This window comes from Bradyrhizobium sp. SPXBL-02 (genome assembly GCF_051853065.1).
Classification (GTDB): domain Bacteria; phylum Pseudomonadota; class Alphaproteobacteria; order Rhizobiales; family Xanthobacteraceae; genus Bradyrhizobium.
This window is the reverse complement of record NZ_CP182474.1, coordinates 5,640,949-5,653,080: the sequence shown is the minus strand read 5'-3', so window position 1 is coordinate 5,653,080 and position 12,132 is coordinate 5,640,949. Positions and strand designations below refer to the sequence as shown.

Annotated in this window: 10 protein-coding genes; 2 read left to right on the top strand and 8 right to left on the bottom strand. The window is 64.8% G+C overall.

Annotated features, from left to right (window positions below):
* The first annotated feature begins 41 nt into the window (after positions 1–41).
* Positions 42–1,433 carry an aminobacteriohopanetriol synthase HpnO gene (hpnO, locus tag ACNJYD_RS26440; RefSeq protein WP_439363768.1) on the top strand — a complete coding sequence of 464 codons (1,392 nt, stop codon included), beginning with the start codon at positions 42–44 and terminating at the stop codon, positions 1,431–1,433.
* Positions 1,434–1,556: 123 nt separating this feature from the next.
* On the opposite strand, the gene ACNJYD_RS26435 is transcribed toward hpnO, so the two are convergent.
* From ACNJYD_RS26435 to ACNJYD_RS26415, 5 genes are all read right to left on the bottom strand, one after another.
* Positions 1,557–2,324 (bottom strand): anti-sigma factor family protein, encoded by a 768-nt coding sequence (locus ACNJYD_RS26435; RefSeq protein ID WP_439363767.1) that lies wholly within the window; start codon positions 2,322–2,324, stop codon positions 1,557–1,559.
* On the bottom strand, positions 2,321–2,866 hold the full coding sequence (locus ACNJYD_RS26430) for a sigma-70 family RNA polymerase sigma factor (RefSeq protein WP_439363766.1): 546 nt from the start codon (positions 2,864–2,866) through the stop codon (positions 2,321–2,323). The genes ACNJYD_RS26435 and ACNJYD_RS26430 overlap by 4 nt, the downstream gene beginning before the upstream one ends.
* 109 nt (positions 2,867–2,975) lie before the next feature.
* The gene (locus ACNJYD_RS26425) at positions 2,976–3,311 is read right to left on the bottom strand and encodes a cupredoxin domain-containing protein (protein ID WP_439363765.1); all 336 of its coding nucleotides are present in this window, start codon (positions 3,309–3,311) and stop codon (positions 2,976–2,978) included.
* A gap of 19 nt (positions 3,312–3,330) precedes the next feature.
* Positions 3,331–4,275, bottom strand: coding sequence for a metallophosphoesterase family protein (locus ACNJYD_RS26420; protein ID WP_439363764.1), 945 nt, complete (start codon positions 4,273–4,275; stop codon positions 3,331–3,333).
* Positions 4,276–4,495: 220 nt separating this feature from the next.
* Positions 4,496–6,115, bottom strand: a complete 1,620-nt coding sequence (locus tag ACNJYD_RS26415; RefSeq protein WP_439363763.1) for a GMC family oxidoreductase — start codon at positions 6,113–6,115, stop codon at positions 4,496–4,498.
* A gap of 173 nt (positions 6,116–6,288) precedes the next feature.
* Between ACNJYD_RS26415 and ACNJYD_RS26410 the strand changes: the two genes are divergently transcribed.
* On the top strand, positions 6,289–7,461 hold the full coding sequence (locus ACNJYD_RS26410) for a M20 aminoacylase family protein (RefSeq protein ID WP_439363762.1): 1,173 nt from the start codon (positions 6,289–6,291) through the stop codon (positions 7,459–7,461).
* A 144-nt stretch (positions 7,462–7,605) separates the two neighbouring features.
* On the opposite strand, the gene ACNJYD_RS26405 is transcribed toward ACNJYD_RS26410, so the two are convergent.
* From ACNJYD_RS26405 to ACNJYD_RS26395, 3 genes are all read right to left on the bottom strand, one after another.
* Positions 7,606–9,234: an inorganic phosphate transporter gene (locus tag ACNJYD_RS26405; RefSeq protein ID WP_439363761.1), complete on the bottom strand. Its 1,629-nt coding sequence runs from the start codon at positions 9,232–9,234 to the stop codon at positions 7,606–7,608.
* Between the two features lie 117 nt (positions 9,235–9,351).
* Complete coding sequence (locus tag ACNJYD_RS26400) at positions 9,352–10,794, bottom strand: UdgX family uracil-DNA binding protein (protein ID WP_439363760.1); 1,443 nt, start codon at positions 10,792–10,794, stop codon at positions 9,352–9,354.
* A complete protein-coding gene (locus ACNJYD_RS26395; protein WP_439363759.1) occupies positions 10,794–12,029 on the bottom strand; it encodes a putative DNA modification/repair radical SAM protein in 1,236 nt (411 codons plus the stop codon). Before ACNJYD_RS26395 ends, ACNJYD_RS26400 begins: the two co-directional genes overlap by 1 nt.
* Positions 12,030–12,132: the final 103 nt, after the last annotated feature.

The window sequence follows — 12,132 nt, the reverse complement described above, 5'->3', positions numbered from 1 at the left end:
TTTCAGTTGACGAGACGGCCCTCAACCGAAGTATGTAGCGGATGCACAGCCCAAATCCAGACATGTCTCAGCTATTCGCGGACCGTCAGGCCCAGCGCAGCACCCTGCATAACCGGTATCTGAACGAGCAGTTCGTTCGGGTGCTCAAGACCATCGGCTACGATGTCGGCTTCCAGAAGGGGCAGGGGCAGTACCTCTACGACCGCGAAGGCGCGCGCTATCTCGACCTGTTGTCCGGCTTTGGCGTGTTTGCGATCGGGCGCAATCATCCCGTCATGCGCGAGGCGCTCAAGAGCGTGCTCGATGCCGACCTGCCCAACCTCGTCCAATTCGACGTTTCGACGCTCGCCGGTGTGCTGGCCGAGCGCCTCCTGAAATACGTTCCCTATCTCGACAAGGCGTTCTTCGCCAATTCCGGCGCGGAATGCGTCGAGGCTGCGATCAAGTTCGCGCGCGGCGCGACGGGGCGTCCCGGCATCGTCTATTGCGCGCACGGCTATCACGGGTTGACCTACGGCGCGCTGTCGCTGACCGGCGACGCCAACTTCCGCACCGGCTTCGAGCCGCTGCTGCCGGGCTGCACCCCGATCCCGTTCAACGACCTGGCCGCGCTGGAAAAGGCGCTGGCCTCGCGCGAGGTCGCCGCCTTCGTCGTCGAGCCGATCCAGGGCAAGGGCGTCAACATGCCCACCGACGAGTTCCTGCCGGGGGCGGCCGCACTCTGCAAGAAATACGGCACGCTGTTCGTCGCCGACGAGATCCAGACCGGCATGGGCCGCACCGGCCGCTTCCTCGCGGTCGAGCACTGGAACGTCGAGCCCGACATGGTGCTGCTGTCGAAGTCGCTGTCGGGCGGCCACGTGCCGGTCGGCGCCGTGCTGACGCGCAAGAGCATCTTCGACAAGATCTTCAACCAGATGGACCGCGCGGTGGTGCACGGCTCCACCTTCTCCAAGAACGACCTCGCGATGGCCGCGGGCATCGCCACGCTCGACGTCATGGAATCGGAGAAGCTGATCGATGCGGCCGCCAAGCGCGGCGCCGAGCTGCGCCTCGCGCTGACGCGCATGGTGCCCGGCTACGAGCTGCTCAAGGAAGTCCGCGGCAAGGGCCTGATGATCGGCATCGAGTTCGGCCCGCCGAAATCGCTGCGCCTGCGGGCCTCCTGGAACGTGCTCGAGACCGCCAACAAGGGCCTGTTCTGCCAGCTCATCACCGTGCCGCTGTTCAAGGATCACAAGATCCTGACGCAAGTCGCCGGCCACGGCAGCCACACCATCAAGCTGCTGCCGCCGCTCACCATCACCGAGGAAGACTGCACCTGGATCGAGCGCGCCTTCGACGACGTCATCGCCGGCAGCCACAAGGTCCCCGGCGCGATCTGGTCGCTCGGCAAGACGCTGGTGGACAACGCGGTGCGAAGGTCGGCCTGATCTCTTTGCCGAGCCATCTCGGCATTCGTCTTTGCGAGCGAAGCGAAGCAATCCAGGCTGTCTTCCGCGGAGGCAGCCTGTATTGCTTCGTCGCTTCGCTCCTCGCAATGATGCTGGCCCAATCTACCCCTCCACGTTCGCCTTCATTGCCGCCTCGAACTTGTCGACGAATTCGGCAAGTTCGTCGGCGCCGAGATCGCTGACGGCCCAGAAGTTCAGGCCGCGGCCGCCCCAGCGGCGGCAGTTGAAGCCCTGCATGGTCTGGGTCTTCGGCGGCCGATGCTCGGTGCTTGAAGTTTGCGACACGAACAGATTGATCACGTGTTGCCGGCGCCGGTAGACCACGGCGCCGATGGCGCGGGCGTCGATATAGTCGAGCCGGCCGCCGACGAGCGTAAAACCTTGCGCGGTGAGGTCGATCACCGGTGGTGCGACGTCGAGCTTGCCGTTGAACCAGGGCTTGACGGTGTGCTGGTCGGTCGAGACCACGTCGGTGAGATGGCCGGCCTGGAGCGAGCGCAGATGCGCGGAGACGACCTCAGACAGAATGCGCTGCTGGTCATCCTGGCGCAGCACCACCGCGACGATTCCGGTGGCGGCGAGCGCGGAGACGGCCGAGCCCATCGCAAATCCGCGCAGCACGGCGCGGCGGCTCGGCTGCTGGCGCTGCGGCTCAGGCAACGAGGCTTCGATGCGAGCGCGCAGGCTTGCCGGCGCGGTGTAGCGCAAATTGGTACCTGCGAGCACGCGCTGCATCTCGCGCTGCGCCGCGAACTCCGCGGCGCAGGCCGGGCAGCTCGCGATATGGGCTTCGACCTCGCGCGCGTGGCCGGCATCGAGCTCGCCATCGAGCAGCGCGTGAAGCAGGATCCTTGCTTCGTCGCAGGTCATTTCGCTTGCTCCTCTTCCGTCCAGGCCGCGCGCAGCATGGCGCGGGCGCGGGCGAGGCGGGACATCACGGTGCCGACGGGGACGCCGACGGCCTCGGCGATTTCACGATAGGACAGGTTGTTGATCTCACGCAGGACGAAGGTTTCCTTGAACGGCTCGGCGAGCGCGTCGATCAGCTTGCGGATTGCGCCGGCATCGCGGCTGCGCAGCACTTCAGTCTCGGGGCTCGCCTCGGTCTCCCGCCAGAGCGGCGTCTGCTCGGCGGCACCTAGCGTATCCTCGATCGCGCTGGGCCGGTTCGCGCGACGCACATATTCGGCGTTGCAGACGTTGCGCAGGATCGCGAACAGCCAGGGCTTCATCGCAGGCCCCCGGTAGCTGTCGAAATGCTTCAGCGCGCGCAGATAGCACTCCTGCACCGCGTCCTCGGCGTCAGAGGCATCGCGCAGCAGGTAGCGTGCGAGCGTGTAGACGTCGTCGAGATAGGGCAGCGCTGCCTCGCGGAAGCGCTGTGCCTTCTGCACATCGTCGGTGGCGGGCATCGCTCCTCGCTTTGCCTCTGGTTCTTCTTTTGCCTTGACCGCGGGCGCATGCGCCCGGCCGGCGTGGGACCACCGGCCGGGCAGGACGTTGATGCCTTGGTTGAAGACGTTACTCAACCTTGATCATCCCCGTCATGTGCGGGTGCAGCGAACAAAAATACTTGTAGTCGCCCGCATTGGTGAAGGTGAAGGAGAACTTGTCGTCGGTATCAAGGGTCTTGGACCTGAACTTGCCGGCAGAGACGATGGTGTGCGGGATATCGTCCCGGTTGGTCCAGGTCACGGTGGTGCCGACCTTGATCTTGAGCTCGGCCGGCTGGAACACGAAATTGTCGATATGCACGTCCGTGTCGTCGGCGTGCGCCTTTGCCGCGGGCAACAGGATAGCCGCGGCCAGAGCGAGACCGAGGTCGAAACCGAAGTCGCGGCGATTGAAAGTCTTCATTGTCAGCTTCCGTTCAACCTTAGCCCTGGAGCGGCGTGTCGATGATCGCGAGCCGCTGCTCGTTCTGCTTGAAGTTGATGCTGGCGACCCCAAGCATGGAGCGCAGCCTTGCGTCCTCGACCTTCATCGGACCGGGCGAGGGCGCGGCCCCCGGCGCCGGCTGCGGGAAGGCGGTCGAGCGCGCGGTGTGGAAGGTGACGTTGCCCTCGACCTTCTGCATCACCTGATGGATGTGCCCGTTCAGCACGGTGACCGAGCCAAAGCCCTTGACGTATTCCAGCGCGCGCCCGCCGTCCTCGGTGCCCCAACCCCATTGCGGATAGACGGTCCAGAGCGGGATGTGCGCGAACAGCACGATCGGCGTCGATTTTGACTTGCCGCGCAGATCGTCCTCGAGCCAGGCGAGCTGCTCGGCGCCGAGATTGCCCAGGCCCCCGGCCTTGAGGTCGACCACGTTGACGAGGCCAATGAAGTGCACGCCCCCGGCGTCGAACGAGTACCAGCCGTGACCTTTGGTGCCGCGGCCGTAGCGTTCGCGATAGAGCTTCACCTCCTCGTCGATGAAATCATGCTCGCCGGGCACGTAATGCACGTCGAGCTTGGTCTGCGAGATGATGCGCTCGGCATTGTCGAACTCGGCGGCTTTCGACAGATGCGTGATGTCGCCGGTGTGGATCATGAACGACGGCTTTGCCGGCATCGCGTTGATCTTGTTCACGGCCTCTTCCAGCGTGCCGAGCGCGTTGGGATTGGCCGGCTTGTCGAAGCCGACATGGCTGTCGCTGATCTGGAGGAAGGTCATGCCGGGCGCGGCCGCCGTTGCGGCCTCGGCCGAATCGATGATGCCGATCGAGCGTGGCACGCCGCCCGTGACGGTCCAGAGCACCCCGGTGCCGGCCCAGGTCATGCACTCCAGCACCTTGCGGCGGCTGACGCCGTCGTCCCCGTGATTGTGTCCGCTCATCGCGCCTCTCCACGTCGCCCGGAATTGGGCTTCGGGGAGATGATCGGGGGAGGGCGCGGCTTATTCCCCGACGGAATGACGATTTCGTGAGTGCAGTCTCGTGTCCCGGACAGGGCGCAGCGCCGCTTGGCGGTGCGCCGCAGAGCCGGGACTTGCCGCAAGGGTCCCGGCTCAGCGTCGCACCGCTTCGCGCTGCGCCGCGTCCGGGACACGATAGCGTCTACTTCGCATCCTCCAGGATCATCGTCGCACCCTTCTCGGCGATCATTGCGGTCGGCGTGTTGGTGTTGCCCGAGGTGATCGTCGGCATGATCGAGGCATCGACGATGCGCAAATTGCCGAGGCCATAGAAGCGCAGGCGCTCATCCACCACCGCCATCGGATCGTTCGGCGTGCCCATCTTCGCGGTGCCGACGGGATGGAAAATGGTGGTGCCGATGTCGCCGGCGGCCTTCGCCAGCGAGGCGTCGTCGTCGCCGACCGTCGGCCCCGGCAGATATTCGCTGGGGCGATATTTTGCCAGCGCCTTCTGCTGCATCAGGCGCCGCGTGGTGCGAATGGCGTCGGCGACGACCTGTCGGTCGTCGTCGGTCGACAGATAGTTCGGCGCGATGATCGGCTTCTCGTCAGGCGTTGTCGCGCGCAACCGCACCGTGCCGCGCGAGGTCGGCTGCAGATTGCAGGCGCTGACGGTAATTGCGGGAAAGCGATGCAAGGGATCGCCAAACCTGTCGAGCGACAGCGGCTGCACGTGAAACTGGATATTGGCGCGGGCGCGCGTCGCATCGGAGCGCGTGAAGATGCCGAGCTGCGACGGTGCCATGGTCAGCGGACCGCGGCGGCGGAAGGCGTAGTCGAGCCCCATCAGGCCGCGGCGGAACAGATTGTAATAGGTCTCGTTCAGCGTGCGCACGCCCTCCACCTTGTAGATCGCGCGCTGTTGCAGGTGATCCTGGAGATTGCGCCCGATGCCGGGCTTGTCCATGACGATGTCGATGCCGAGCGGCGACAGCCAGTCGGCAGGGCCGATGCCGGAGCGATGCAGCACCTGCACCGAGCCGATGGAGCCTGCCGAGAGCACCACCTCGCGCTTCGCACGCGCCTCGACGATCTCGCCGTTCCGGATGAAGCGCACGCCGACGGCGCGGCCCTGCTCGATGATGAGGCGGTCGACCAGCACGTGCTTCTCGAGTCGCAGATTGGGGCGCCTCAAGGCCGGCTTGAGGAAGCCGCGCGCCGACGACCAGCGCCGGCCGCGCTTCTGGTTGACGTGGAAATAGCTGGTGCCTTCGTTGTCGCCGGTGTTGAAATCCGGGATGCGCTTGATGCCCATCTCCTCGGCGGCATCACCGACCGCATCGAGAATGGCCCATGACAGCCGCGGCGCCTCGATGCGCCAACCGCCCCCGGCGCCGTGATGCTCGCTGGCGCCGAGGAAGTGGTCCTCGAGGCGCATGAACAGCGGTAGCACGTCGTCATAACCCCAGCCGGTCAGGCCAAGCTGGCGCCAGTGATCGTAGTCGGCAGCCTGTCCGCGCATCGAGATCATGGCGTTGATGGCCGAGCAGCCGCCGATCACCTTGCCGCGCGGATAGGCCAGCGAACGGCCGTTCAGGCCGGGCTCGGCCTCGGTCTTGAACATCCAGTCCGAACGTGGATTGCCGATGGCGAAGAGATAGCCGACCGGAATGTGGAACCAGATCCAATTGTCGTCGCCGCCGGCTTCAAGGATGAGAACGCGGTTGCCTGGGGCAGCCGACAGCCGGTTGGCGATGATGCAGCCCGCGGTGCCGGCTCCGACGACAATGTAGTCAAACTCACCTTCAAGGCGCCTCGGCATTCTGCTTCCACCCGGATAGTCTCTTTGCGTTCCGTCTAATAGGCCGACGCGGCCGATCGGGACAAGCCCGGCCATGCCGGGTGAACAGGGCTAGACCCCGATTGCCGGCGGTTGGGTGGACCGACGCTTGCATGGTAGATAGTCCTGTACTTCCAACCAGCTCGAGACCTTACATGCCCATCGTGAACCGCGTCGCCGATCTTCAGCCCGATATCCAGACTTGGCGGCGGGACATCCACCAGCACCCTGAGTTGCTGTACGACGTCCACCGCACCGCAGCATTCGTCGCGGACCGTCTGCGGGAGTTCGGCTGCGATGAGGTCGTGACCGGCCTCGGCCAGACCGGCGTCGTCGGCGTGATCAAGGGCAACAAGCCTGCCGGCGAGGGGCTCAAGGCGATCGGCATGCGTGCCGACATGGACGCGCTGCCGGTCGAGGAGCAGACCAATCTGCCTTACGCCTCCAAGACCCCCGGCAAGATGCACGCCTGCGGCCATGACGGCCACACCGCGATGCTGCTCGGGGCGGCCCGCTATCTCGCCGAGACGCGCAATTTTGCCGGCGATGCCGTGGTGATCTTCCAGCCGGCCGAGGAGGGCGGCGCCGGCGGCGCGGCCATGGTCAAGGACGGCTTGATGGAGCGCTTCGGCATCGAGCAGGTCTACGGCATGCACAACGGCCCGGGCATTCCGGTCGGCTCGTTCGCGATCCGCCCAGGCCCCATCATGGCGGCGACCGACGAGGTCGACATCATGATCGAAGGCGTCGGCGGCCACGCCGCGCGTCCGCACAAATGCGTCGATTCCGTTCTGGTCGGCGCGCAGGTGATCACGGCGCTGCAGTCGATCGTCTCGCGCAGCGTCGATCCCCTGGAATCGGCGGTGATCTCGATCTGCGAATTCCACGCCGGCAATGCCCGCAACGTCATTCCGCAGACCGCGACCCTGAGAGGCACCATCCGCACGCTGACGCCGGAGGTGCGCAAGCTGGTCGAGAAGCGCGTGCATGAAGTCGTGGCAGGCGTGGCGCAGATCACCGGCGCCAAGATCGACCTGCACTACAAGCGCAATTATCCGGTCGTGAACAACCACGCGGCTGAGACCGAGGTGGCACGGCGCATCGCCACGCAGGTCGCGGGCGAGGCCCATGTGCACGAGATGGCGCCGCTGATGGGCGGCGAGGATTTCGCCTACATGCTCGAAGCGCGGCCCGGCGCCTTCATCTTCTGCGGCAACGGCGACAGCGCCGGCCTGCATCACCCCGCCTACAATTTCAACGACGAGGCTATCGTCTACGGCACGTCCTATTGGGTGAAGCTGGTCGAGGAGCAGCTCGCGGCGTCTTAGTTCACCTCGCCCCGCTTGCGGGGAGAGGTCGGCGCGAAGCGCCGGGTGAGGGGGACTCTCCGCGAGTCCATCTGTCACCATTTTCTCGGATGGAGCCCGTCACCCCAGCCCTCTCCCCGTAACAACGGGGAGAGGGAGAGGCTCTCAGAACATCCGCGAGAAGATCACGTAGAGCGTGGCCGACAGCATGATCGCGCAAGGCAGCGTCAGCACCCAGGCCATCAGCAGGTTGCGGATCGTCGACCATTGCAGGCCCGAACCGTTCGCCGCCATGGTGCCGGCGACGCCCGACGACAGCACATGGGTGGTGGAGACCGGCAGGCCGAACACGTCGGCCGCGCCGATCGTGGCGGCGGCCACGAGCTCGGCGGACGCTCCTTGCGCATAGGTGAGATGGCTCTTGCCGATCTTCTCGCCGACCGTGATGACGATGCGTTTCCAACCGATCATGGTGCCGAGGCCGAGCGCGATCGCGACCGCGATCTTCACCCAGTTCGGGATGAACTTCGTGGCGGCGTCGAGCGATCCCTTGTAGGCGTTCAGGGTCGCAATCTCCTCCTTGTTGAGATCGTTCTCCTTGTCCTTCATCAGGAAGCGGATCGCTTCGGAGGTCATGTACATGTCGTTGCGGGTGTTGCCGACGGCTTCCGCGGGCACCTTGTTCAGCGTGCCGTATTTGGCGACCTGGTCGCCGACGTCCTTCACCAGAACCGCGAGCGAGGGATAGGTCCCCTCGTTGATGTGGCGCTGCGTGATATACTGCGTCACGGCGGGACGGGGATCGCCGATGATGCTGTGGCCGGCGCCCTTCGCCGAGATCACCCTGGCGGCGGCATCCGAGGTCTTCTGGAACTGGACGACCTGCGATTCCGGCAGCGCGCGGTTGAGCGCGTAGGCCGTCGGCACGGTGCCGATCAGGATCAGCATGATCAGGCCCATGCCCTTCTGGCCGTCGTTCGAGCCGTGCGCGAAGCTGACGCCGGTGCAGGTCGCGATCAAGAGGCCGCGGATCCACAGCGGCGGCGCCTTGTTGCCTTCAGGCGCGGAATAGAGCGCCGGGTTGCGCACGATGAACTTGAGCACGAGCAACAGCGTGGCGGCGCAGATGAAGCCGAACAGGGGCGACAGCAGCAGCGCGTAGCCGATCTCGGTCGCCTTGGTCCAGTCCACGCCCGAGGTGCCGTCGCGGCCGCGCATGACGGCGTTGGCGATACCGACGCCGATGATCGAGCCGATCAGCGTGTGCGAGGAGGAGGCGGGCAGGCCGAAGAACCAGGTGCCGAGATTCCACAGGATCGCGGCGATCAGCAGCGCGAATACCATGGCGAAGCCGGCGCTGGAGCCGACCTGGAGGATCAGCTCGACCGGCAGCAGCGAGACGATGCCGAAGGCGACCGCGCCGGAGGACAGGAGCACGCCGAGGAAGTTGAAGAAGCCCGACCACATCACCGCGACCTCGGCCGGCAGCGAATGGGTGTAGATCACGGTCGCCACCGCATTGGCGGTGTCGTGGAAGCCGTTGACGAATTCGAAGCCGAGCGCGATCAGGAGCGCGATGAACAGAAGGATGTAGGGCAGATAGGTCGTCACCCGCGTGCCGGTGGCGTTGACGTCGACATAGATGCTGTAGGCGACGAACAGCAGGCCCGCGGCGAGGATGCCGAAGAACAGGATCATCGTCAGCGGATTGAAGCCCTTGTCGAGATTTGGCCGTGAGGCCGGCTGGATCGGCGCGGGATCGGCTACCGCGCGGTCAAATGCTACATCGGTCATATCTGGACGCCCCTTAACTTTCAGGTCCAGGTATTGTCCGCGATGGATTTGAAGGCTGGATGACAACCGACGCGCGAAAGCCGTTTTCCTGCAAGTATGCCGTCGTCCTGCCAGTGCCTAGGCCGCCCGCGCGGCCTTCTTCTGCAAGCCGGCGGCGATCTTCAAGTCCTCGACAAAGCGTCGATACTCCAGCACCTTGGCTTCGGGATCGGGCAGCCGCAGCAGATAGGACGGATGCACCGTCACGAGCGCTTTGCGTCCGTCGGGAAGATCGATCAACCGGCCGCGGTTCTTGCCGATCGGAGTGATCTTGCCGAACACGCTTTGCGCGGCGGTGGCGCCCATCGCGACGATGAGATCCGGCTGGATTGCTGAAACTTCCCGCTCATACCATTGCCGGCACGCCCGGATCTCCGGGGTGTTCGGCTTCTGGTGCAGGCGGATCTTTCCGCGCGGCACGAATTTGAAGTGCTTCACCGCGTTGGTGACATAGACCTTCTTGCGGTCGACGCCGGCTTCCTCAAGCGCACGGTCGAGCATCTGGCCGGCCGGACCGACGAAGGGGTGACCGGCGAGGTCTTCCTTGTCGCCGGGCTGCTCGCCGACCAGCATGATGTTGGCATTCTCGGGGCCTTCGCCGAACACGGTCTGCGTCGCGTCCTTGTAGAGATGGCAGGCGCGGCAATGGGCGGCTTCCTCGCGGAGCCCATCGAGATCGTCGGCAGCTGGCTTGCGTTTCATCGGAGCCTCCGGCCGCTTCTGAGGCTTATGCGGATCGGTTGCGGCATTGGCGATCATGGCACCGGTCATGCGTTCGGCGTCCTCGATCAAGGGCTTAATGATCGAAGCCTCGGGCAGGTTCCTCCAATATTTCTTCGGCATCTCGGCCTGCATCGCCTTCACCTTGAGCCGGGCCGGATTGAAGATGCTGGCATAGTAGCGCCGCCAGGTTTCCTCGAGCCGGTCTTCGCCCGGCGCCTCGCTCTTGCTGACGCCCGGCGTGAACGAGAGCGCGTGGCCGTCCCAATGCGCGCAGAGGTCCGGGGTCAGGATCGACCAGGGCATGTCGGCAAAACGCTTGGCGAAGAACGGCGCGGCGAGCTCGACGATGTGATGCTCCGGCTCGAACCATGCGACGTAATGCGCCTGGCGTTCCCGGCCGATCTCGCGGAAGCGCACGAAGGCATGCATCTTGTGCTCGTCGCGATAGACCGCTTTCGCCATGGCCGTGACCTGCGCGACATCGGGGTCTGTCGCGACCTCGATGAGATCGTGGTTGTCCTTCAGCCGGAACAGCAGGCGATAGAGGATCGCAAAGCGCTCGCCGTCGCGGTGCAGGATCGCCGCCTTCGCGAGCTCGACGAATTTTGCCGAGACATTGAAGGTGCTGTCGTTCACCTCGAGGATCGGAGACGGCGCGGGCGGCGCGAACAACTCCGCTTCGCCGCCTTGCACGGTCCAGGTGACATCGCTGGGTGGCACGTGGTGAAGCACGAGGCTCCGCGCGGCTTTGCGCCAGCCGTCGAAATCGGTTTCGGTGTCGAGGGTGATGTACTGCATCAGAAGCCAAATCCCAGTTGAGTTGCTTTGGGCTTGAATCGTTCGATCAGCCCGGCAGCGTCGAGCCGGTGTGGGGCGGGGCGGTGATCGCTGAGGACGATGAACGGCAGCACCTTGCTGCGGGGCACATGCAGCCGCGCGAGATCGGCGAGGCGGATCGTGGTGGTTCGCCGCGTCGCGATGATGCGTTCGACCGTCCTGGTGCCGAACCCCGGAACGCGCAGCAGCTCCTCGCGGCTGGCGCGGTTGACGTCGAGCGGGAAGCGGTCGCGGTGGCGCAGTGCCCAGGCGAGCTTGGGATCGATGTCGAGCGGCAGCATGGCGCTGTCGTCGACGATCTCGCCGACATCGAAGCCGTAGAACCGCATCAGCCAGTCGGCCTGGTAGAGCCGGTGCTCGCGCAGCAGCGGCGGCGCCCGCAGGGGGAGCGCGCGGCTGGCATCGGGGATCGGGCTGAAGGCGGAGTAATAGACGCGCCGTAGCCGGTAGGCGCCGTAGAGATTGGCGCTGGTGTGGAGAATGGTGTGATCGGAGGCGCTATCTGCGCCGACGATCATCTGCGTACTTTGTCCGGCGGGCGCGAAGCGCTGCGGCTTGGCCTTTGTTTTCGTTGTGCGGTTCTCCTCGGCCTCGTCCAGCTTCAGCCGCAGCCGACCCATGGTGCGGCGGATCGCGCGCACGTCCTTCTCCGGCGCGAATTGCTGCAGGCTGGTCTCCTCAGGCATCTCGATGTTGATCGAGAGACGATCGGCATATTTGCCGGCCTCCGCGATCAGCGCGTCGTCGGCCTCGGGAATGGTCTTCAGATGGATGTAGCCGCGGAAGTGATGCTCCTCGCGCAGTTTTCGTGCGACGCTCACCACTTGCTCCATCGTGTAGTCAGGGCTGCGGATGATGCCGGAGGAGAGAAATAGGCCCTCGATGTAATTGCGCCGGTAGAAGTCGAGCGTGAGCTTGACCAATTCGTCGATGGTGAAGCGGGCGCGTGCTACGTTCGAGGAGGCGCGGTTGACGCAATAGAGGCAATTGTAATTGCAGGCGTTGGTCAGCAGCACCTTGAGCAGGGAAATGCAGCGTCCGTCCGGCGCGTAGGAATGGCAGATGCCCATGCCTGGCGCGGTCGAGCCCATGCCCTTGCCATCACTGGAATCCCGCTTCTCGGTGCCGCTGGAGGCGCAGGATGCGTCGTATTTGGCGGCATCCGCCAGAATCTCCAGTTTGCGTTGCACGTCCATTTAGGAATCCCTTTGATTCAGCTCATGAATCCGACAGCGCGCCAATTCGATTGACTCTTCTGGCGCCGTTAGCTTTATATTAGAACATATCATGAACAAATGA